The 21,102-nt window shown below is 41.7% G+C and carries 20 protein-coding genes; 8 read left to right on the top strand and 12 right to left on the bottom strand.

Annotation, left to right across the window (positions count from 1 at the left end; translation table 11 throughout):
* Positions 1–60 precede the first annotated feature (60 nt).
* Complete coding sequence (tyrS, locus tag INQ51_RS10870; protein ID WP_233377999.1) at positions 61–1,353, bottom strand: tyrosine--tRNA ligase; 1,293 nt, start codon at positions 1,351–1,353, stop codon at positions 61–63.
* 353 nt (positions 1,354–1,706) lie between these two features.
* Between tyrS and INQ51_RS10865 the strand changes: the two genes are divergently transcribed.
* Positions 1,707–2,288 carry an RNA polymerase sigma factor gene (locus INQ51_RS10865; RefSeq protein ID WP_233377998.1) on the top strand — a complete coding sequence of 194 codons (582 nt, stop codon included), beginning with the start codon at positions 1,707–1,709 and terminating at the stop codon, positions 2,286–2,288.
* Positions 2,281–2,640, top strand: coding sequence for a hypothetical protein (locus INQ51_RS10860; RefSeq protein WP_233377997.1), 360 nt, complete (start codon positions 2,281–2,283; stop codon positions 2,638–2,640). The genes INQ51_RS10865 and INQ51_RS10860 overlap by 8 nt, the downstream gene beginning before the upstream one ends.
* Positions 2,641–2,655: 15 nt before the next feature.
* On the opposite strand, the gene INQ51_RS10855 is transcribed toward INQ51_RS10860, so the two are convergent.
* Entirely contained in the window at positions 2,656–3,465 is an 810-nt protein-coding gene (locus tag INQ51_RS10855) for a glucosaminidase domain-containing protein (protein WP_233377996.1), read from the bottom strand.
* Between the two features lie 368 nt (positions 3,466–3,833).
* Between INQ51_RS10855 and INQ51_RS10850 the strand changes: the two genes are divergently transcribed.
* The 3 genes from INQ51_RS10850 (at position 3,834) to INQ51_RS10840 (ending at position 5,785) form a co-directional block, all read left to right on the top strand.
* On the top strand, positions 3,834–4,604 hold the full coding sequence (locus INQ51_RS10850) for a threonine/serine exporter ThrE family protein (protein ID WP_233377995.1): 771 nt from the start codon (positions 3,834–3,836) through the stop codon (positions 4,602–4,604).
* An 18-nt stretch (positions 4,605–4,622) separates the two neighbouring features.
* Positions 4,623–5,135, top strand: a complete 513-nt coding sequence (locus INQ51_RS10845) for a threonine/serine exporter family protein (protein ID WP_233377994.1) — start codon at positions 4,623–4,625, stop codon at positions 5,133–5,135.
* Positions 5,136–5,302: 167 nt separating this feature from the next.
* Entirely contained in the window at positions 5,303–5,785 is a 483-nt protein-coding gene (locus INQ51_RS10840) for a cytidine deaminase (RefSeq protein WP_233377993.1), read from the top strand.
* Here the strand turns inward: INQ51_RS10840 and INQ51_RS10835 are convergent.
* Both INQ51_RS10835 and panB read right to left on the bottom strand, forming a co-directional pair.
* Positions 5,763–6,473, bottom strand: a complete 711-nt coding sequence (locus INQ51_RS10835; protein ID WP_233377992.1) for an RluA family pseudouridine synthase — start codon at positions 6,471–6,473, stop codon at positions 5,763–5,765. The two genes, INQ51_RS10840 and INQ51_RS10835, sit on opposite strands and share 23 nt — an antisense overlap.
* 67 nt (positions 6,474–6,540) lie before the next feature.
* The gene (gene panB, locus INQ51_RS10830) at positions 6,541–7,356 is read right to left on the bottom strand and encodes a 3-methyl-2-oxobutanoate hydroxymethyltransferase (protein WP_233377991.1); all 816 of its coding nucleotides are present in this window, start codon (positions 7,354–7,356) and stop codon (positions 6,541–6,543) included.
* Between the two features lie 174 nt (positions 7,357–7,530).
* Between panB and INQ51_RS10825 the strand changes: the two genes are divergently transcribed.
* Positions 7,531–8,883, top strand: a complete 1,353-nt coding sequence (locus INQ51_RS10825; RefSeq protein WP_233377990.1) for a hypothetical protein — start codon at positions 7,531–7,533, stop codon at positions 8,881–8,883.
* Here INQ51_RS10825 and INQ51_RS10820 read toward each other — a convergent pair.
* Positions 8,880–9,989: an acyltransferase family protein gene (locus INQ51_RS10820; protein ID WP_233377989.1), complete on the bottom strand. Its 1,110-nt coding sequence runs from the start codon at positions 9,987–9,989 to the stop codon at positions 8,880–8,882. The genes INQ51_RS10825 and INQ51_RS10820 overlap by 4 nt on opposite strands.
* Positions 9,990–10,146: 157 nt before the next feature.
* On the opposite strand from INQ51_RS10820, the gene INQ51_RS10815 reads away from it, so the two are divergent.
* Positions 10,147–11,505 carry a hypothetical protein gene (locus INQ51_RS10815; protein ID WP_233377988.1) on the top strand — a complete coding sequence of 453 codons (1,359 nt, stop codon included), beginning with the start codon at positions 10,147–10,149 and terminating at the stop codon, positions 11,503–11,505.
* A gap of 185 nt (positions 11,506–11,690) precedes the next feature.
* Complete coding sequence (gene dnaK, locus INQ51_RS10810; protein ID WP_233377987.1) at positions 11,691–13,610, top strand: molecular chaperone DnaK; 1,920 nt, start codon at positions 11,691–11,693, stop codon at positions 13,608–13,610.
* A gap of 76 nt (positions 13,611–13,686) precedes the next feature.
* Here the strand turns inward: dnaK and INQ51_RS22735 are convergent, their stop codons facing one another.
* The 7 genes from INQ51_RS22735 to INQ51_RS10780 all read right to left on the bottom strand — a co-directional run bounded on the left by INQ51_RS22735 (position 13,687) and on the right by INQ51_RS10780 (position 21,086).
* Complete coding sequence (locus INQ51_RS22735) at positions 13,687–13,887, bottom strand: sialate O-acetylesterase (RefSeq protein ID WP_410796266.1); 201 nt, start codon at positions 13,885–13,887, stop codon at positions 13,687–13,689.
* Positions 13,860–14,309: a sialate O-acetylesterase gene (locus INQ51_RS10805; protein ID WP_233377986.1), complete on the bottom strand. Its 450-nt coding sequence runs from the start codon at positions 14,307–14,309 to the stop codon at positions 13,860–13,862. Before INQ51_RS10805 ends, INQ51_RS22735 begins: the two co-directional genes overlap by 28 nt.
* Before the next feature lie 34 nt (positions 14,310–14,343).
* Positions 14,344–15,774 (bottom strand): sulfatase, encoded by a 1,431-nt coding sequence (locus INQ51_RS10800; RefSeq protein WP_233377985.1) that lies wholly within the window; start codon positions 15,772–15,774, stop codon positions 14,344–14,346.
* Positions 15,775–15,777: 3 nt separating this feature from the next.
* Complete coding sequence (locus INQ51_RS10795) at positions 15,778–16,482, bottom strand: DUF1080 domain-containing protein (RefSeq protein ID WP_233377984.1); 705 nt, start codon at positions 16,480–16,482, stop codon at positions 15,778–15,780.
* A 469-nt stretch (positions 16,483–16,951) separates the two neighbouring features.
* Positions 16,952–17,653, bottom strand: a complete 702-nt coding sequence (locus tag INQ51_RS10790; protein ID WP_233377983.1) for a DUF4998 domain-containing protein — start codon at positions 17,651–17,653, stop codon at positions 16,952–16,954.
* A gap of 32 nt (positions 17,654–17,685) precedes the next feature.
* Positions 17,686–19,041: a DUF5126 domain-containing protein gene (locus tag INQ51_RS10785; RefSeq protein WP_233377982.1), complete on the bottom strand. Its 1,356-nt coding sequence runs from the start codon at positions 19,039–19,041 to the stop codon at positions 17,686–17,688.
* Positions 19,042–19,073: 32 nt separating this feature from the next.
* A complete protein-coding gene (locus INQ51_RS10780; RefSeq protein WP_233377981.1) occupies positions 19,074–21,086 on the bottom strand; it encodes a RagB/SusD family nutrient uptake outer membrane protein in 2,013 nt (670 codons plus the stop codon).
* Positions 21,087–21,102 lie beyond the last annotated feature (16 nt).

The raw sequence follows: 21,102 nt of genomic DNA, 5'->3' as shown, positions 1-21,102 counted from the left end.
ATCGTGTATTTTCAACGAAACCGAATGGTTTTTAGTATTTGTCCTGCTGTTTTTAGATGATTATCCTGCAATAATCAGGAAGTAGTTCTTTTTCCCTTTTTGAGCCAGAATGTATTTGCCGCCGATCAGGTAATCAGCATTCACTATCAATTCCGGATCAGAAACCTTGTCTTTGTTTATGCTGAGTCCATTCCCCTGCAGGGTTCTTCTTAATTCTCCTTTTGAAGGGAAAACTTCTGTTTTTTCGGCTAGCAGATCAAAGATATTGATGCCTGCTTCCAGTTCCGCTTTGCTGATCTGGAATTGAGGAACACCTTCGAAAACAGCTAAGAAGGTACTTTCGTTGAGTTTACGCAATTGTTCGGCAGTTCCTTTCCCAAACAGGATTTGAGAAGCTTCAACGGCCATCTCGTAATCTTCGCGCGAGTGAACCATAATGGTTAGTTCTTCTGCCAGTTTTTTCTGAAGCATACGCTCGTGTGGTGCTTCCTTGTGGGCAGCTACCAGAGCATCGATCTCGTTTTTCGAAAGCAGGGTGAAAATCTTAATGTAGCGTTCGGCATCTTCATCCGATGTATTCAGCCAAAACTGGAAGAAAGCATAGGGCGACGTACGTTCTGCATCGAGCCACACATTTCCCGATTCGGTTTTCCCGAATTTGGTGCCATCAGCTTTGGTAATCAGTGGGCAAGTCAAGGCAAAAGCCTCACCAGAGTCCATTCTGCGAATCAACTCGGTTCCGGTGGTGATATTTCCCCACTGGTCGGAGCCACCCATTTGCAGTTTACAGCCCAGGTTTTTATACAAATGGTAGAAGTCGTAACCCTGAACAAGCTGGTAAGTGAATTCGGTAAATGACATTCCTACTTTTGACTCCTCTCCCAGGCGTTTTTTTACACTGTCTTTCGACATCATGTAGTTAACGGTGATGCGTTTTCCCACATCGCGGATAAAAGCCAGAAATGAAAATTCTTTCATCCAGTCGTAGTTGTTGACCAGGATTGCCTGGTTTTTTTCACCACTTTCAAAATCAAGGAACCTGGCAAGCTGCTTTTTAATGCAAGCCTGATTGTGGCGCAAAGTAACCTCGTCCAAAAGGTTTCTTTCCTGCGATTTGCCCGATGGGTCTCCAATCATTCCTGTGGCGCCACCAATGAGTGCAATGGGTTTATGTCCGGCTATCTGAAGGTGTTTCAACATCATAACGCCCACCAGGTGACCGATGTGCAATGAATCGGCAGTTGGGTCGATACCAACATAAGCACTGGTGATTTCTTTTAACAGTTGTTCTTCAGTTCCGGGCATAATATCATGCAACATGCCCCTCCATCTAAGCTCTTCTACAAAGTTCATTTTATCTATATTTTTTCTACCAAATTTTACATTTTCAAATGGATTCAATCCCCTGTTTTTGGGGCAGAAGTAAAAAAACACTTCCGTTTTATGATCCTTTGATCAGAATTTGCGCAAATATATAAAATGCAGCTGTAACGGATGGGAAATTAAGGTTAAATCAGTGAGACGATGATTTTGGATCAAAAAACAGTTGGTTGAACTTCTGTTCGCTTGGTCAGGCCGCAATCAAATCGCTTGTATTCTCCGATAGTTTATCTCTTCGCCTCGCAATAAGGTAGTTGGTGTAAAAATGAATTGCAAATGAAAATAATTGCAACCTTTTTATACCTTGTCCCGTCTGATGGGATAGTATGGAAGACGGACAACTGGTTCAACAGGTTATAAACGGGAACAGCAATGCGTTTCGGTTTCTGGTATCGAAATACCAGCGGCTGGTTGTTCATGTTGTGGGACGTATTGTTCAGCAGCAAGATGAAATGGAGGACATTTGCCAGGAAGTATTTATTAAAGTTTTTAAAACCTTAAATAAGTTCAGAGGTGAATCAAAGTTGTCAACCTGGATCGCGACCATTGCCTACAATACGGCCATTACTCACCTGAGAAAAAGAAACCGGAGAGGGGAGTTGTCGTACAACGAAGAACCCAAACTGATTGGAATGGAGGCCGACACTGGCCTGAATCAGCAGGTAGTTGAAAAAGAAGAGATAAAGAAACACCTGTTGAAACTGATTGAAACCTTGCCGGTACATTACCGAACGGTGCTTACACTGTATCACCTGGAAGAGTTTTCGTACCGCGAAATTGTGGACATTACGGGCATGCCCGAAGGAACGATAAAAAGTTACCTGAACAGGGCCCGTATGATTTTGAAGGGTAAAATGGAAAAGATTGCCCGTTTGGAACAAACCAATATATTTGCAGATTATGTTTGACGAACAGAAACCATCGAAATCACAAAAGTTACTGGAGGAAGTTCTTTCGGAAGAACCGGGCTTCTTTTTGCCTGATAACTTCGCGGAAGTTGTGGCCCATAAAATGGGGCGCAGGTTTGCCTGGAATCAATACATACGCGAATTCCTTATATACCTGGCCGCTATTGTGGGAATAGCAGCGGTTTCCGCGGGCATTGTGCTCATTTGGTTCGATGCCGACTGGCAGAAATGGTGGAACTTTTTGCTTGCCAATCTTACCTGGGTAGCCGGAATCAATCTGTTAGCCGTTTTTATTCTTTTTGCCGACAGGGTTTTGCTGCGTTATTTTACTTACAAAGTATCGCAGCATTAAAACTTGAAAGAAACACTAGCGCAACTTAACGATTTGCCCGATCTGCGGCATTTGTCCCGGATTCATTCCGTTCTTTCTGCACAATGTTTTCAGTTTTATTCCATACATCTGCGAAATATAATGCATGCTTTCGCCTTCCTGTACCCGGTGTGTGGTTTTGTCTTTCGATTTGCTCTTCTTGGCTTGAATATATACAATCTCGTTGGGTACCGGACGATAACCCGGACGGTGATCGTTGAACTTGTACAGTTCCCAGTCGTTTAACCCAAATTCCTGCGCCAGCATTTCAAAAGTATCGCCCTGGCGTGCAATCACAGCTTTAACGCGGTTCATCTTCATCACTTCGTGCGAGCGGTAAGCATTTATGGTAAGTGAATTGGAAATGCCACTTCTTCCCATGCTGCGCTGTTCGAAACTGGAGATCTCGTTAAAGGTCATTTTCAGGTCGAGGCGGTGCAGCTTATGGTCTTCAATAATTTTTATCAGGCGTTTGTCGTAGTCGTGCGCGGTTGCATATCCGGCTTTTTTCAATCCCTTTGCCCAACCTTTATAGTCGGTGTGTTTTAATTGAAAAAGAAAAGCATAGCGCGGATTGTCCATCAAAAAGTTGGTGTGATCGATGTACGACTCCTCCACCGAAGTATATTTCCGGAAGCACTCATCTTTGTGGTCATCATCGTAATAAACCTTTTTCCCTTTCCAGCCTTTTTTACATTTAATTCCAAAATGATTATTGGAACGCTTTGCCAATTCACTGTTCCCGCTGCCCGATTCCAGAATACCCTGTGCCATGGTGATACTCGCCGGAATACCGCTTCTGTTCATTTCTTCAATAGACAGTAACTGGTAACGGTTAATATATTCCTGTCGGGTTATTTTCTGTGAAAAGCTTGAAAGAGAGATGAATAATAAGAGAATTGCTACTGGGTAATATTTCATGGCCATATACTTCAATGTAAAATCGCTTAAAAATAGATGCAGGAAATGAATTTCCTAATGGTTCTGTTTAGAATTTATAAACAAACTAACGTGAGTAAGCATGGATTATTGGATTCGTTGTTAGCTACCTTCTCTTTTTGAACAATTTGGAAAGACCGAACTTTAAACTTACTTAATGTTGGAAAACAATTGCGCTACTTTTTCGTGTGAGCATTTTGTTTTAACTTAATTCGCGGTTTCAAATTAATTCGAGTATGAATCAGTCGGGTGAAGAAAAAGTTAATGAGTTGAGTAAGATATTGTTAGAGGTTGGCTCGTTGCTGATGAGTTCCGGCGCCAATTCTTCCCGGATTCGTATGACTATCAGCCGGATTGCCGGAGCATACGACTACGATGTGGACTTGCTGATTACCCACCGGGCACTGATGCTTACCATCTACAACGAAGAGCGCGACTATTTTTTTAGCCGCTTAAAAAGAACTTCTCCGCACGGGGTCAACTTTAAAATGGTGAGCGGTATCAGCCGGATGAGTTGGCGGATTGTGGAAGAAAACTGGGGAATGGACCAGGTACAAAAAGAGCTCGACCGTTTAAAATCGCTGCCGCATTACCCGCGCATAATAATTTTGGCCATGGTAGGAGCTGCGGGCGCCGGTTTTTGCCGCGTGTTTGGTGGGGTTTACCTCGAACTACTTGTTACTTTTGTGGCTACTTTTATTGGTTTGTACGTTCGGCAAGAGGCCGTCAAAAGATCTTTTAATCCCTATCTGGCCATTTTCTTTGCAGCTTTTGTTTCGTCGATGATCGCGGGTTTGGCGCTCAAACTAAAAGTTGGCCCGAATCCTGAATATGCTTTTGCCACTTCGGTGCTGTATTTAATTCCGGGAGTTCCGCTGATCAACTCTCTTTCCGATTTACTCGACGGGAACATTATGAACGGCATTGTTCGCGGGGTGAACGGTTTGATGATCTCCTTATCCATTGCCCTGGGAATGCTGGGAGCTGTATTGATTTATGGTATTTGAACGTAAAAATGTGTGATTATGCAAGAGTGGTTACATTTTATCGATCGTTGGTTTTGGCTGGGTATGGGGGCCATTGGTTTTGCCATCCTTTTTAATGTGCCCAAAAGAACCATCTTCACTATTTTTTTGCTGGGAGCATTTGGTGGTACCTTAAAATTTATTGTACTGGCAGCCGGTGGGGGAATTATTCTTGGGTCGTTTTTTGGCGCAATGTTGGTTGGTTTTGCCAGTATTTTTGCTGCCCATTACCGGCACACGCCTCCTTTTGTTTTAGCTATTCCTGCTGTTATCCCAATGGTTCCGGGAGCATTTGCTTACCGTGCCATGCTGGGTATTATTCACTTAACTGAAAAGATAGATCACGAGACTTTTCTGAAATTGATGGAGGAAACCGTTGACAACGGACTGAAAGCATTCTTTGTACTGGCCGCCTTATCGCTTGGAGTTTCGGCACCAATGCTTATTTTCAGGCGAGAGTCAGCAAAAAACCTGGTGGTAAGGATCAAACCCGACGAGGCAAGATCAAAATAGCCATTTCGGTTTTGGTTCCTTGATTGAAACACTGTTTTATTTCATATCCTGATAGTTCCAATGTCTTATGTGGCGTGTTGTTTGTCCGTTAATCCGGCACAGGGAGTTTGGGGCTTTTCGCTGCATATATTGTTTTTAAAATGTTACATTTGAACAAAATATGCAGGATGAGGATAAAAGAACTCAAAATTCTTGTTCAGGAATTTGACCGGTCAGAGGAACTTCCCGATAGTGATCAGAAGTTACTGGAGGCAGCGCGAAAAGCTGCCGAAAATGCGTATGCACCCTACTCTCATTTTAATGTGGGTGCCGCAGTATTACTGGAGAACGGAGAAGTTATTGCGGGTAACAATCAGGAAAATGCTGATTTTACCGATGGTTTATGTGCCGAGCGGGTTGCTTTGTTTTATGCGCATGCAACTTATCCGGGAGTGGGAGTGAAAGCGATTGCAGTAACGGCCAAAAACAAAAATGGCTTTTTGGCAGAACCGGCACAGCCCTGCGGATCCTGTCGCCAGGTTTTGGTTGAAACGGAATTTCGTTTTAAGAACCCGATACGAATCATCCTGGATGGAAAAAAGGGAATACAGGTATTGAACGGAGCAGAAAGCCTTTTGCCGCTGGCTTTTAAGCCGGTTGCACTGGACTAAATCGCCCCGCGTGGAAAAGGTTGATAAACTCATTCCATACCGGGTCATCCGGCGGATCAGCAACAATTGTCAGTATTTCTTTTTTTACCGGGTGCATCAGTTCCGCTTTTCGGGCATGTAAATGAATGCCTTTGTCCTGGTTCGAACGCGGAAAACCGTATTTCAAATCACCTTTTATATGAAGCCCCAATTGATTAAGCTGTACCCGGATTTGGTGATGACGGCCGGTTTGTAATTCCACTTCCAGTAAATGATAACGCTCGATACTGGCTACATGCCGGTAGGTAAGCTTGGCCAGTTTTGCTCCTTCCACGGGTTCGGTGTACGCATAGCTTCGGTTGCGCTCCTGGTTTTTGATGAGGTAATGAACCAGTGTATCCTGGTATTTTGGTGGACGCTTGTCAACCACGGCCCAATACACTTTTTTTACCTCCCCGCGTGTCTGGAACAACTTATTAAGGCGTGGCAACACTTTGCTGGTTTTGGCCAGAATCAGAATCCCGCTGGTTGGGCGGTCGAGCCGGTGGGGAAGCCCCAGGTAAACATTTCCCGGTTTGTTGTACTTCTCTTTCAGGTATTGTTTAACCCGGTCCATAACCGTTTCATCACCCGTTTTGTCGCTTTGAACCACTTCGCCACAGGCTTTGTTGATCGCAATGATATGGTTGTCCTCGTAGATTACTTTCATGATTAGAAGCTATGAGCCGCAAGCTTTGAGCTTTTTTAACTTTAAACTCTGAACATTGAACTCTGAACTAATACTGTTCTTTTTCGCTCGGGAAATCGGTTGATTTTACATCGTTGATATAATTCCCTACGGCACCTTTGATTTCAGCTGCCAGGTTGTGGTAGCGCCTTAAAAAACGGGGAGAAAACTGCTGCGTAATTCCCAGCATGTCATGCAAAACCAGTACCTGTCCGTCAACGCCGCCACCGGCACCAATACCAATAACCGGAATTCTTACTTCCCTGGCCACCTGCTCTCCGAGCGACGCCGGAATTTTTTCCAGTACAATACCAAAGCAACCGGCTTCTTCCAAAAGCTTTGAGTCTTTCAACAGTTTTTCCGCTTCGGCTTCTTCTTTGGCTCTTACAGTATAGGTTCCGAATTTGTGGATAGACTGGGGCATCAAACCAAGGTGTCCCATTACAGGTATTCCAGCCGACAAAATACGTTTTACCGATTCCAGCACTTCTTCGCCACCTTCCAGTTTTACCGCATCAGCAGCTGTTTCCTTCATGATACGGATGGCCGAATGCAGGGCTTCGCGGGAATTTCCCTGGTACGTCCCAAACGGAAGATCAACTACCACCAGTGCCCGGTTTACCGCCCTGACGACTGATGCACCGTGATAAATCATTTCGTTCAGGGTAATCGGAAGGGTGGTGGTATGTCCGGCCATTACGTTGGAAGCTGAATCGCCTACCAAAATAATGTCAATTCCTGCTTCATCCACCAGTTGAGCCATGCTGTAATCATAGGCTGTCAACATGGCAATTTTTTCACCGCGCAGTTTCATTTCAGAAAGGCGATGGGTGGTTACTCTGCGTATTTCGTTATGTACTGACATATTTGTTTCTTTCAAAATTAGGATACAAAATTAGACAAAGCTTTTGTGTTGGACAAAAGTCGTGGATTTTATCGTAACTGAATCATTTTGTGTTAACGTTTATTAACCGCCGGGTAGTAATAATTTCAGCAAGGTTTATTTTCTTTGCGCTACTTACAACATGAATAACAAACAATGAAAAATCCATACAGTCAACGTTTAAGCATACTGACCATCGTCGCGTTCCTTCTTTCTTCCTTTCATATGTCAGCACAGGATATCAATAGGGAAGTAGTATCGTTTAAAAAGCGGGAAGTAAATGCCGGGTGGATTTTTCAGTTGGGAAAAGAGCGGGAAGAGTTGCGGACAGATGTTTCTCGTTTTTTTGAAGACCAGACTTCTTTGAACGGTGGCTATAGAATTGAGAATACTTTCTGGAATATCCAGGATTACCGGCAGGACGAGTTAAATTTTTCGTTTGATCTCGGACCTTTCGGAGCCTATGGAAACTGGATTGACAGCTCGAAGGTAAGTAACCTGAAAGCCGATCAGTATTTATATGGGTTAAGAAGTTCTGCCAACTTAAATTACCGGTACCGTTATTATTACGATGCCAAAAATTATACGGCTTTTGAATTTTCGGGCTGGGGACGGTACGAAGTGTACCGGCAGAGCCTTGACGGAACAAGCATTGATTCGCTGGGCGTCGTAACGGACATTGACAGAACGCAGACAGAGGATCGTCTTCGTTACGGTTTTCAGGCACGGGGAGGTTTCGGAATCGGGCGGTTAAGCCCAATGAACCACCTGATGGCTGCCCATTTTTTGCTGGAAAAATATTACCCGGGAAGAATATTCTCGGATTATGAAATTGCCCAGTTTGCCCAGGTAATTGCGCAAATGAAAAACGACCGCGATTTTAAAGAAGGCCATGATACTGAAAAAGAAATGGCTGCGCTCAATCAATTCCTGAACGGGAAATTTCTTCTGGAGCCAGCCGATGCCATGCTTGCCGACTGGCCGTATGCCGAGTTTGATCCGCGCTACGAAGGAAAACGGTTTGAAATGGGACCGTTCTTTAAATATTTTAACCAGGAACCTGATTTTATCTGGGGCGGATACATTCAATACGAAGATGCCCGCTACAAAAACGTGAACTGGAACCGTAATTTTAGCGCCGGGCTTACCTACAACCGGTATAAAAAGCCAGATGAAAAGGTGACAAATTCTGAAGACGGTTTACATCCGGTATTTCAGAATTCTTACCGCGACTGGATGACGGCCGAAATTGACCTGGGCTGGAGTTATTACTCCCAACTCAGAAGCCGGTTTAATTTTGGCGTGAAATACGTTCCCGGCATCGACCTGAACGGTTTCAAAGACCTGGGCACGCTAAGCCATAATTTTGTTCCTTACGTGGGGTATTTCTCCCAACTTAGTTCCAAATCGCGTATCCGGCTCGACTTTTCGTGGCGCATAGCCGACGGCGAGCAATTTATGGTGTCCGGTCCCGAGTTTAGCCTGGGTATTTACCGAAGTTCTTATTAAACGCGTAAAAAGATTTTTCTTTTGTACATATAATAAAGCAGCAGCCAAATAACAGTCAATGTTGATATGGCCAGCGCCAGGGCACTTGCTTCGCCCATTGGTTTAATAAGCCAGCCCACAAAAAACTGGGTGAGATTTTGAGTGTCGATGATCCGGGTGAACAGGTACACAAAGATCGAGTTCATCCCAATTACTTTGAAATAAAAGGCCCAACCCCTGAATTTCCAATGGTCGATAATCAAAAAGAACAAGGCCATCAGGATAAAACTGATTCCGCCCGCCATCATGTTAAAGGTAGAAGTCCAGCACTTTTTGATGATCGGGTAGAAGGTTGAAAATGCAAGTGCAAGAACGATCAGGCTGACACCGGTAGCTGTCAGGTAGCCGATTTTTTGCCAGTCGCTTGTTTTTTTATACCGAAGGATGTTTCCGGCAATGGTTCCCATTAAGGTTACTCCGGTAGCTGAGAGGCTGCAAAGAATGCCTTCGGGGTCGTACACTCCGCCATACAGGCGTCCGGGCAAAAACAGGCGGTCGATGTACCCGTTGATACAACCTTCGGGAGTAAGCACGCCGGCACCCACTCCGGGAACAGGGATCAAAAGTTGAATGACACCAAAACCTACCAGGATACCAGCCAACCAAAAAATTCTACTTTTTAAAGCCGGGAAGTACAAATAAATCAGTGCGGCAAAGAAATAACCGATACCAATTTGTCCTAAAACGCTGGCAATTCTTCCGTCAGTAAAACCGTTTTTGAAAACTCCGTTGTAAAGGATTCCCAATACAATCAGAAGAAGTAGCCGGTTAAATATTTTGATAAACAACCTTCGTTTCGGAACATTTTTTTCCAGTTTACTCCCTACGGAGAAGGGAACTGCCACACCGGCAATAAACATAAAAAGCGGGAAGATCAGGTCTTCGAAACGAAACCCGGCCCATTCAACGTGGTGCATCTGGTTTCCGAGCCATTCGGCGCCGGTCATTTGAGCTATAACGGTTGCCAGGTAACCGCCGCCGGTTATCCAAAACATATCGAAACCGCGGAGTGCATCCAATGATTGCAATCTCTTTTCAGGTTCAGTTCTTAATGGTTTAGTTGTCATAATTATTGTGATTATTGCGCTAAAATTAGAAAAGTTTTTTATACTTCATGCTTATTGTACTAGGTTTCAGCCGTAAGAGGCTATATTAGAAGGATTCTACATTTTGTTCAATGGCATAAAATTTGAGCTTTCGAAACAAATCAATAAAACTAATGTCATGAAAAAGTTACTCCTTTTAGCCGCAACTTTCTTTGCCTTTCAATTTGCTTTTGCCCAGTACGAAAACTTTGATCTGTCGAAATACAAATTGCCTGAAATGAAGCGGCATCAGCTCGATTTTTATTTCGATTCAAACGGGGACTTCCAGCACGTATACATTTTAAACGACAATGAATTTCTGAAGGACACTTCCCGCTCCCGGGATAATACTGTTAGCGGAAAAGCTAATTTGCTCTATACTTTTTACAAAAACTCAACTAAAATACAGTCATCTTCTCATGTTCTGTTTTCGTCCAGTTATGGGCTTTCAGAACGTAAAGCTACCGGATCAGATGGATATGATAACGGTACATTTAAAATTGATTTTTCAGGGAGATATGATTTGAATTATTTTCTGAATGACGCGAATTGGTTTGTGCGTGGAGTACCTGCTGTTCAATTTTCGTATGCTGATCACACTCAGGACAATTATGATAATAAGTATTTATCGACTGCAGAATCATTCACTTTTGGGATAGGGAAGGGAAGGATTGAACAAGTTCAGGATTTTCGACATGCAGTGCTTATTCTTGAGGAGTTGAACAAAAGAGGACTCACAAAAAAGAATTTGAACGAAAATGAACTGTACAAACTTGCCGCTTTGATATCGCAGTTAAAAAATGAACGTTTTTTTGATAGCCGTAGAAAAATGGAGTCTGATTTGACGGCGGTTGATTCACTTTTAAAAACTCAGGGAGTGGTTGATGTATCGGATGTAAGATATTTCAACGGGTTACTTGACATGTGGAGATACGGCGATTTGCAGCCGCGGGAAAGCGGTAACCGAATGAGTTTAAACATTACTCCCGGATATTCGTATGCCGAAATGGATTTTAACTCCGAGCCTAACGATGTTGACCGGATTGAAGAAGATTTTACGATGACATATGATGTGAATTTTTCTTCATTTAACCCTCTTTCTCTAAAATGGCAGGCTGATTACTATATCGGAGTACAGCATATTTACACCAACGAATTGCAGAATCTTTCCAACTTTCCGCAAAAACATTATTTGTCTGCAACGTATGTAGCCGGAGCTCTGGGGTTTTATCCCAATACCCGAACATTTTTGCGTTTAAGCAGTAGTTTTAATTTGCTAAATCAAAGTTTTAACGAAGATAAAATATTCGATAAGGATAGATACAGTTTTAGGTGTCGGTTTTCATTGAATGCCTACTATTATATCTCGGAAAGGCTGAGATTAGAAGGACTATTGACACTTAATAATGATTATGCGGGTATATTCAATAGCAAATGGGGGCACGCAGAAACGAATCGTCTTCGTTATAATTTGACTTTAAATTATGCCATTTTTTAAACCCTGTTTCACCGAATCAGTTTCCGGATTCTGTCGTTTTGTCACCGCCTTTGACAGAATAAAGTTCTTTCAAAAGTAAATATGTGTCAGTTTTGCGTCTAATTTTCCCGATTTCCCAATGGCACAATGATTGATTATTCTGAACCGTAAAATTTTCAGAACAATAAAAATTAAAACATATAACAATGGGAAAAATAATCGGAATTGACTTAGGAACCACAAACTCTTGTGTTTCTGTAATGGAAGGAAACGAACCCGTAGTAATCCCCAACAGCGAGGGAAAACGTACGACTCCTTCAATTGTAGCTTTCGTAGAAAACGGAGAGCGTAAAGTAGGTGATCCTGCGAAACGTCAGGCAATTACCAACCCAACTAAAACGATCTTTTCGATCAAACGTTTTATGGGTGAAACTTTCGATCGTGTAACAAAAGAAGTTTCGCGTATGCCTTACCAGGTGGTAAAAGGCGACAATAATACTCCGCGTGTTCAAATTGACGACCGGAAATATTCTCCGCAGGAAATTTCGGCCATGGTTCTTCAGAAAATGAAGAAAACGGCTGAAGATTACCTCGGGCAAGAAGTGACAGAAGCTGTAATTACTGTGCCAGCTTATTTTAACGACTCTCAGCGTCAGGCTACCAAAGAAGCCGGTGAGATTGCAGGTTTAAAAGTGCGTCGTATCATCAACGAACCTACAGCTGCATCGTTGGCTTATGGTCTTGATAAAATGCACAAAGACATGAAAATCGCGGTATTCGACCTTGGTGGCGGTACTTTCGATATTTCTATTCTGGAATTGGGTGACGGTGTGTTCGAAGTAAAATCAACCGATGGTGATACTCACTTGGGAGGTGACGATTTCGACCAGGTAATTATCGACTGGCTGGCAGCAGAATTCAACAGCGAAGAAGGTATTGATTTGCGCAAAGACCCAATGGCTTTACAACGTTTGAAAGAAGCTGCTGAGAAAGCAAAAATCGAATTGTCAAGTTCTTCTCAGACTGAGATCAACCTGCCATACATTATGCCCGTAAACGGTATTCCAAAACACCTGGTAAAAACCTTGACCCGTGCAAAATTCGAGCAGTTGGCTGACAGCCTGATAAATGCTATTATCGAGCCTTGCCGCAAATCGTTGAAAAATGCAGGTATCTCGGCAAGCGAAATTGACGAAGTAATCCTGGTAGGAGGTTCAACACGTATTCCGGCCATTCAAACCAAGGTAAAAGAATTCTTCGGAAAAGAGCCTTCAAAAGGTGTTAACCCGGATGAGGTAGTAGCTGTAGGTGCTGCCATTCAGGGTGGTGTTTTAACCGGTGAAGTAAAAGACGTGTTGCTGCTCGATGTTACTCCGCTTTCGTTGGGTATTGAAACCATGGGTGGTGTAATGACCAAATTGATTGAAGCCAACACTACGATTCCGACCAAGAAATCGGAAACCTTTACTACAGCTGCCGATAACCAGCCTTCGGTTGAAATTCATGTGCTGCAGGGCGAACGTCCAATCGCTTCAGGTAACAAAACAATCGGAAGATTCCACCTCGATGGCATTCCGCCGTCACCACGTGGTATCCCGCAAATTGAAGTTACTTTCGACATTGATGCCAACGGTATTTTGCATGTAAACGCAAAAGACAAAGCTACCGGAAAATCGCAGTCGATTCGTATTGAGGCTTCCTCTGGCTTGAGCGACGACGAGATCAAGAGAATGAAAGCTGAAGCTGAAGCCAATGCAGAAGCTGACAAAACGGCGAAAGAAACAGCTGACAAAGTTAACCAGGCTGACAGCTTGATTTTCCAGACTGAAAAGCAGCTGAAAGAATACGGTGATAAAATTCCGGCCGATAAAAAACAGCCGATCGAGGATGCACTGAAAAAACTGAAAGAAGCGCATGCCAGTAAAGACCTTGCTGCCATTGATGCTGCCATGAACGAACTGAATACAGTTTTCCAGGCCGCTTCGCAGGAAATGTACAATGCTTCTCAGGCGCAGGGCGGACAACAAGGCGGTCCTCAGGCAGGTCCTCAGGCTGACGGAGGTGCACAAAGCCAGCCGAAAAACGACGGTGAAGTAACCGATGTGGATTTTGAAGAAGTGAAATAGGGTACGATTATTAAGGATAATCAATAATTAGTAAAACGCAGTAAGTTTTTGACTTACTGCGTTTTTTGTTCGTAGTTCACTTGATTTTGTTGACTTGTATTTCGCGGATCTTATCCCAGCCCGGATAATCTTTTTTAAGATCCCAGTTGCTTAGGCGACCAATAATGAAATTTACATCTGTTCTTCCCAAATCAGTTGATACCTGACCATAAAGACCTTTTATACTTTGCTCATATGCTGATTCATAATTCAGTCGTGCATCGCGTTCTCCTTGCATCCAAGCAAAAGTAACCGAACCGATGGCTTGTGCCCTTCAATAGCAGCATTTACACGTGTAATTAAACTGTCGTAAAGGTCACCTTTCCTTTTCAATAGCTGATGCTTATCTGCTTTGTTTTCAGATGTTTGTGCATTTTTTGGTTTTATCCCGTCGCGGTACCGACGCCGTATGGGCGTGCCACCAACTGCAAATTTCACAACAATAATATTTTCGAAACCGAATTCATTGCCAACAGCCGGAGTAAAATCGGAACCCGGATTTAATTTCTCCATATTCGATTGGCCGGCCAGAATAAATAAATGTTTTGCTCCTTCTGCTGCCAATTTTGGCCCGGTTCCGTTTTCAATCGTTACCGGGTAGTCTGTTTTAGCCGATTCTAATTCATTATTGTTGGTTGAAAATGACTGAAAATTGATCATTGTTATCAGAACAGAGATAAAAGAAATGCCTCCATCATTTAATGGTTTCGTCAGTTTTTATGAGTTCGTTCTTCATTTTAGAATAGAGATCGGGATGATCTTCAATAACATTGTTCTGTTCGCCAATATCGCTGTCAAGGTTATACAGCGCGGGAGAAAAGTCATTGCTATCGTGGTTCCAACCTAAACTTTTATCGATGTGCAGTTTCCAGTTATCTTCACGGATTGCTTCAGGCTGACCGTTTCTTGAATAATACAAAAAGGGGCGGGAAGGTAATTTTTCTTTTTCCGGGTCTTCCAAAAGCTTCAGAATACTCATTCCGTCGAGTTTGTTTTTATCCGGGGTGTCGACATGTAAAATTTCCATAAATGTTGGGAACAGGTCCATCGAAGTTACCATTTCATTACAAACTTCGTGAGCAGGGATTTTTGCCGGCCATGCAATTATACCGGGCACTCGTTGACCTCCTTCCCAAGTGGTTGCTTTGGTCCCGCGCAGTGGCTTGGCCGAATTGTTCGAAATGGGCCCATTGTCCGAAGTAAAAACTACAATTGTATTGTCGTAGATTTTTTCTTCTTTCAGCGTTTTAATGATTTCTCCCATGCTCCAGTCGAGTTCCATAATTACGTCACCATACAAACCTTTTGCACTTTTACCATCGAATTTTTCACTAACGTACCACGGCTTGTGTGGCATGTTATGCGCCAAGTAGATAAAAAACGGCTTTTCTCCCCTGCGTTGAATGAGGTTAATTGTCTCTTCCGTATAGCGTTTCGTCAGATATCGTTGATCGGGTCCTTCCTCTATTAATTCTGTATTGCGGTAAAAAGGCAATGGGGGCGATTGAAAATTGTTGTGTTTGTAATAATATCCATCCATGTCGTTGGAATACGGAACTCCGTAAAAATAGTCGAAGCCCTGGTTGTTGGGCATAAATTCAGGAAGGTGACCAAGATGCCATTTCCCAATGCAGGCAGTTGAATAGCCATTGTCCTTAAATAATTCAGCAAGGGTATATTTTTCAAGCGGTAACCCGTTTGTTGAGTATGGGAAAAGTACGGCTTCGTGAAGGTTCGAGCGTTTGGGATATTGCCCGGTAAGTATTCCGGCACGCGAAGGGGTACAAACCGTTGCCGGTACGTAGAAATTGGTAAAGCGAATTCCATTTTCAGCGAGTTTGTCCATGTTCGGAGTTTCAATTCCTGTTGCGCCATAGCATCCCACATCGGAATACCCCTGATCATCGGTAAAAAAGATGATTACATTTGGTTTTTGTGCTTGTGGCTGACAAGCAAATAATATTCCGGCGACGACAATGCTGAGCAAATAGGCAAAATATTTCTTTGTTGGGAATAAACTAAAAGAACGTAACTTACTGTTTTTGCTTAATACCCAAACCGATGATGGCAACATTGTTATTGAGACAAATGCCCCGGCTGTTTTAAAGAAGACTCTTTTCTTCATTGTTTACAATTTTCTGATTTTAATATTGCGGAACTGAGTCAATCCTCCATGGTCCTGCAAACCAATGTGCCCTTTTTTTGCCATTCCGTAAAGTGGTTTGTCTTTCCATTTACCCTCATTTTTTTGTTTATACCACTTGTCGGACCATAGTTCGTATTCCACCACCTTTTTGCCATTCAGGTAATGTTCTACTTTGCCTCTTTTAACAATAATTCTGGTCGTGTTCCACTCGTCTAAAGGCTTTACTTTTGCCCGAACAGGAGCCTGCATCGCGTAGTTCGATCCAGTGTATTGACTGTCGTGAAGTTTTGTAGGCCAGCCAAGGTCGTCGAGTAGTTGATATTCAGGTCCCGTTTCGTAAATCTTTTTGGTTTCACCTTCCTGAACATGATAAAAAATACCGCTGTTACTTTGCGACGAGATCTTCCATTCAAGTGATAATTCAAAATCTTTAAACTGTTCTTTTGTAATGATATCGCCTCCGTGGTCGCTTCCAACTCCCGAATTATTAAGGATGCCATCAACTATTTTCCAGCCTTTTACCTCACCTCCCTGAAAAAGTTTCCACCCACCAAGGTTATCCCCGTTAAAAAGCAATTCCCATCCCTGCTTTTTTTCTTTTTTGCTCAAGGTGTTTAGTTTTTGTGCGCTGCCGAGTATGGCAATCAACATCATTAATGTTAAAACAAGTAATCTCTCTTTCTTCATTGTATTCATTTTTTAATCGTTGTATATACCGTTGAATCGATTTATTTGAAAAAATATATCATTGGAATAATATCTTCCATGTTGACAGATTCATCTTCAGCTTTATTCAAATATTCTTTAAACATGCTACTCTCCAAACTATCAGAATAGACCTGAAATTTATTCCACAGCATTAATCTCTCACTGTCGAGTAAAAAAGGAGATGTTTTTCTAAACTGTGATATTACCAGTGCAGCTTCCTGAACGGCCTCTCTTGTTTAGTTTTTAAGATGGTTCTCATTGTAAACAGCATGCTAACAAGAAACAGTAACGCTCAGGAAGAGCGCCAATATAGTTATAGCTGTTTTTTCCATATTGGAACTCTTTAAATATAAGCGGTCGTTTATCTGTTAAGGAAGATTGATCCCTTCCGCAAATCCATATTTAGACTAGGTGTTTAAAAAAACAGATTTTCGGAAGGGACCCAGTTTCAGATTTGAGGAATTATTGTTTCCAAATAATTCACTACTTCAAGTGTATCAATATCGGTTTCAGAGATAAGATACCTTGTTTTAGTTCGTACAATACCGCCAGCTTTGGCGTTGGAGAGAGGATAACGTTCATCAGTTACAAAAATTTCCTCCGTAAATTCTCCGCTATTTTGTTCATAACTTAACAGGTTTCCTACAGCACTAACTTTTTGTTCAAAAGTGATTTCATTGTTATTGGATGAAAATTGAACCTGTGCATTAACTAATGAGGATAAATAACTTGAGCCATAAATATAAGCTCCTTCAGTTACCGTTAATGATCTGTTGCCAAATACATCTACATTTTGTGCCGTTATTTCCAGGTTTCCTTCAATCCCACTATCTGGCACAAAATCGATAAACGTATAATAACAACTTGAATCATTGTCGAAATTATTCTCGATATAATCAACCTTTAGAGAATCTTTTGCTCCTTGTGTTATATTCCAGCTCAAAACACAATAAGAGCGGTTTACATCTTCCGCCGGGTAAATATTTACTCTCAAACGGGAGTATCCCGCCTGAGTGTTCAATTCATTTACTTTTGCGGCATAAATAATTGGTCCATCTTTTATGTATTGATTCAATAAGTCATTTGCATCATCACAACTCACATAAAAAATGAACAATAAGATCGTGATTTTGAATATATATCTTTTCATAATTCTCATTTTAATCTGGTATAATTTATTTTTTAAAAATACTGTTGGATATCTCCGAACATCTCAAATTCATTTATTGTGTAGTAAGCATTTAACGGGTTATATGATTCCATTAACTGAAGACGCATATACCGGAAAGTAGCTGTAGGAGATGCATCAGGATTGACATTGTCTTCACTGATAGTATACTCCTGATTGTAGTTGAAATATTCAATTTCCTCAGCCGTCAAATTGTCCCTATCAACCGGTTCTTTACCAACGTACTCACCTATCAATGTCCAGGTTTCCGGGAATTTAGCCCATCTATCAGTATTGTCATCATTGGTACCCCAAATGCGAAAACGCTTCACACTTGATCTGTTGTATGTATAAGAAATAACCGTTCTGGGATATATTTTAACTCTGCTCAATCGTGCTTCCAGATGTAAATCAAAAGTTGCATAAACATTTTGTTCGAGTTCTTGCTTCGATTTATCCGGATCATTTAGGTTTTTCACAAATTTATAAGAGTAATAGTCATTCGCAGTAATCACGCCATTGAACATTTTTTGAGGGCCATAATTTGAGGTATGGCAATTTCCATCATTTTGTATTCCTGTAGCAGGATTTATAGCATATGTGTCATAATCCCGGCTTCCGGCATAATAAGTGGGATTAAAAAATGAGATTGCTTCCACCAAGTTATAATCGATCAATTCCTCTTTATAGGGAGTAAGGGAGCTAATTAATGTATCTGTTCTATTTTTCCATTTGTCTGTTACATAAAATCCAAATTCCTGTTTTATGGCAGAATATGGACGAATATATGCAAAGGTGTTTACTGAGTCGCTGGAATATATCACTTGTTTTAGATCTTCGTTAAGCGAAACGACCCCTTTTTGCAATGTATCTGCCGTTAAAACATGAATCACAAACGGGTTGGCATGTGAATTTTTCCATTCAACTTTTACTCCGCCAAAAGCTGCTTCAACTTTCATTGTCCTAAGTGCAAGCTCAACCGGGGAGATTAGCGGTGCAGCTTTTACCTCTGTAATTTCAGATTTATTGCCGCTGTTATCGATACAGGCCAATTCCACAGTTATCTCATCTGTTCCGATAAAGCCCTCTACCAAAATAGAGGAGCTGTACCTTGAGACTTTAAATTCCATTTTCTCACCTTGCTTGCTGATGTAGCTTGCAACAACCTGTGAAATGTCCGGATTTCCTTTAGGAAGCGTAAAATGGATTTCCAATGCTCCCGACTTCGAAATCACCTCGTTGATCGTGATCTTTTCGGGTTTAACTGAACTGGTTTTTACTTGTTCTATACCCATGTATGAGTCTGTACAAGCTACTATCAGCAAAGTGCTGATGATTGTAATAAGTAATGACTTTATATTATTTCCCATTTTGTAATTCTTTTATGATGCTCTTATTTATTTTACCATCCGGGATTTTGAACCAGATTAGGGTTTTGCAATAATGAATTTGTCCTGATAGGCATCAGATAATCCTTCATCGAGAAACGAGGTATTACTAATACTTTTATATTGTAAAAATCCTTTTTGTTTCCCCCATCCTTGTTCCAGCCCAATATTGGCTTATTAAATAACTCTTCAGCCATTAACCATCTTCTTACGTCATAGTAAAAATGTCCTTCAAATGCTAACTCATTTATACGTTCTTGCCGAATAATATCTCTTAACCCATTGATATCATTAGGTTTTGTTTTATATGTGGGCAAAGCATATTTATTCCAGCTATCCACTACGCCTTCCATTCCTACCCTTGCTCGTATCATATCTAAATAATAATAAGCATTGTGTCCTTGTGAATCGGTTTTTGCAGTACCTCCAACTTCGTTCAGGCATTCTGCCAACAGCAAATACATATCCGCCAAACGGATTATCGGGAATGAGTAATCCTCCCTTATTAAAGTAATTCTGGTTTCAGTATAAGTTGTTTTCAGATGACTGAGTTTTTTTGCCAAATAACCTGAATAAGGATAACCTCCGAATGTTTCAGAATCTTTCATTCCGCTACCATAATACCTCATCATATTGGGAAACGATGCCTCTGATAAGCTCTTTTCTCTTCCTTCCCAAATACCACCATCAAAACCAACAGACGCATAAAAACGTAATGAGCGGTTAAAGTGCAGGATCGCAGTCTCCTGACCATCCTTGATAAAATATTTGCTATGTTTTGTATCAGGAAGTTGAGTGTTATAACGATTTTGATACCACCCATTGTTTTCCCATTCAGCATCCTCATCAATGGGAATGCCATTTGAGGAATAAAAATTCTCCACAATGTTTATAGTTGGCCCGTGGCGTTGTCCAAGACCTGCACCACTTACTCCATTCAAATTAAACCATTCATCATTGCTTAACATGGTGCTCCACCTTTGCAACAGTGTAGTGCTTTCATTGATTGCCCATATCACTTCAGGGTTCCATGATTCTGTAATAGCCTGCCTTAGGCTCACCATAGCCTTGGTGGTATCACTTATATTTGTCATATTAGTACCTCTGATAGCATTGTTACCGCCGTCAGTCGTGATAAGAATAACTGCACCATCTTCTTCGGCAGAACGACAAGCAGCATCACAGGCAGCCAACGCTCTTTCCCATCTCTCGTTACTGTCTCCAACCGGGAACAGTTCCACGCCCCTATTGTCGGTATAACCCGCGTAATAATTATTATTGTTAAAAATAGGGCTGGCAGCCAATACCAATGTTTTTGCTTTGATGGAAAGGGCAATGGTTTTTGTAAACCTTCCAAACTCACTAACAACATCCAGTTCATTCATGGATGGAAGATCCACTATCGCTTCATCCAATGTATTTACAATGTAGTTTACAACTTCATCAACCGGAGCCCGGTACACATTTACTTTGTCTCCTTTCTCTGAAATAGGGACCGCTTCATCAATAATTGGAATCGGTCCGTACAGTTGAAAAAGATAAAAATGCAGGTATGCTTTAATTGCTTTTGCTTCAGCAATCCACCTGGTCCTAAGCATTTCATCCACATCGCGTGGCCCTCCATTTTCAAGTAATATTTGTTCTAAAAATACATTACAGTGCCTGATTCCCTCCCACAAACTTTCGGGAGCTCCATTCGTTCCGTCCCAAAAGTTCATCAAGGGATTGCTTGTATTATTTCCTTTTAGAAAGGCCATCATTGGCTCAGGTGGTCCGTCAGTTAAACCAGCTGTATTTCTTTCTGAATAAATGATATCTCCACCTCCTGAAATACCCAATGTATTCATAGGTGATACATAATTGGGCAGACTATTGTAGCAGGTAAACAGATATTTTTCTGAGTTATATTTATCTTTAAACGCATCTTTCAGTTCCGCTTTATCATCCGGTAAAATATCCAGAAAGCTATTACAACCAAACAAAGTGAATAGTATGATGATAGTCAGGTAATTAAATACTTTTCTCATAACCTCTGCTTTTTAT

The organism is Maribellus sp. CM-23 (assembly GCF_021354595.1).
In the GTDB taxonomy this organism is placed as follows: Bacteria; Bacteroidota; Bacteroidia; order Bacteroidales; family Prolixibacteraceae; genus Draconibacterium.
This window is presented reverse-complemented; position numbering and strand designations above follow the sequence as displayed.

Bases quoted from the DNA above. Each gene is read 5' to 3' on its own strand.
- tyrS (WP_233377999.1), bottom strand. From the start codon at position 1,353: ATGAACTTTGTAGAAGAGCTTAGATGGAGGGGCATGTTGCATGATATT.
- INQ51_RS10865 (WP_233377998.1), top strand. From the start codon at position 1,707: ATGGAAGACGGACAACTGGTTCAACAGGTTATAAACGGGAACAGCAAT.
- INQ51_RS10860 (WP_233377997.1), top strand. From the start codon at position 2,281: ATGTTTGACGAACAGAAACCATCGAAATCACAAAAGTTACTGGAGGAA.
- INQ51_RS10855 (WP_233377996.1), bottom strand. From the start codon at position 3,465: ATGAACAGAAGCGGTATTCCGGCGAGTATCACCATGGCACAGGGTATT.
- INQ51_RS10850 (WP_233377995.1), top strand. From the start codon at position 3,834: ATGAATCAGTCGGGTGAAGAAAAAGTTAATGAGTTGAGTAAGATATTG.
- INQ51_RS10845 (WP_233377994.1), top strand. From the start codon at position 4,623: ATGCAAGAGTGGTTACATTTTATCGATCGTTGGTTTTGGCTGGGTATG.
- INQ51_RS10840 (WP_233377993.1), top strand. From the start codon at position 5,303: ATGAGGATAAAAGAACTCAAAATTCTTGTTCAGGAATTTGACCGGTCA.
- INQ51_RS10835 (WP_233377992.1), bottom strand. From the start codon at position 6,473: ATGAAAGTAATCTACGAGGACAACCATATCATTGCGATCAACAAAGCC.
- panB (WP_233377991.1), bottom strand. From the start codon at position 7,356: ATGTCAGTACATAACGAAATACGCAGAGTAACCACCCATCGCCTTTCT.
- INQ51_RS10825 (WP_233377990.1), top strand. From the start codon at position 7,531: ATGAAAAATCCATACAGTCAACGTTTAAGCATACTGACCATCGTCGCG.
- INQ51_RS10820 (WP_233377989.1), bottom strand. From the start codon at position 9,989: ATGACAACTAAACCATTAAGAACTGAACCTGAAAAGAGATTGCAATCA.
- INQ51_RS10815 (WP_233377988.1), top strand. From the start codon at position 10,147: ATGAAAAAGTTACTCCTTTTAGCCGCAACTTTCTTTGCCTTTCAATTT.
- dnaK (WP_233377987.1), top strand. From the start codon at position 11,691: ATGGGAAAAATAATCGGAATTGACTTAGGAACCACAAACTCTTGTGTT.
- INQ51_RS22735 (WP_410796266.1), bottom strand. From the start codon at position 13,887: ATGCAAGGAGAACGCGATGCACGACTGAATTATGAATCAGCATATGAG.
- INQ51_RS10805 (WP_233377986.1), bottom strand. From the start codon at position 14,309: ATGATCAATTTTCAGTCATTTTCAACCAACAATAATGAATTAGAATCG.
- INQ51_RS10800 (WP_233377985.1), bottom strand. From the start codon at position 15,774: ATGAAGAAAAGAGTCTTCTTTAAAACAGCCGGGGCATTTGTCTCAATA.
- INQ51_RS10795 (WP_233377984.1), bottom strand. From the start codon at position 16,482: ATGAAGAAAGAGAGATTACTTGTTTTAACATTAATGATGTTGATTGCC.
- INQ51_RS10790 (WP_233377983.1), bottom strand. From the start codon at position 17,653: ATGAAAAGATATATATTCAAAATCACGATCTTATTGTTCATTTTTTAT.
- INQ51_RS10785 (WP_233377982.1), bottom strand. From the start codon at position 19,041: ATGGGAAATAATATAAAGTCATTACTTATTACAATCATCAGCACTTTG.
- INQ51_RS10780 (WP_233377981.1), bottom strand. From the start codon at position 21,086: ATGAGAAAAGTATTTAATTACCTGACTATCATCATACTATTCACTTTG.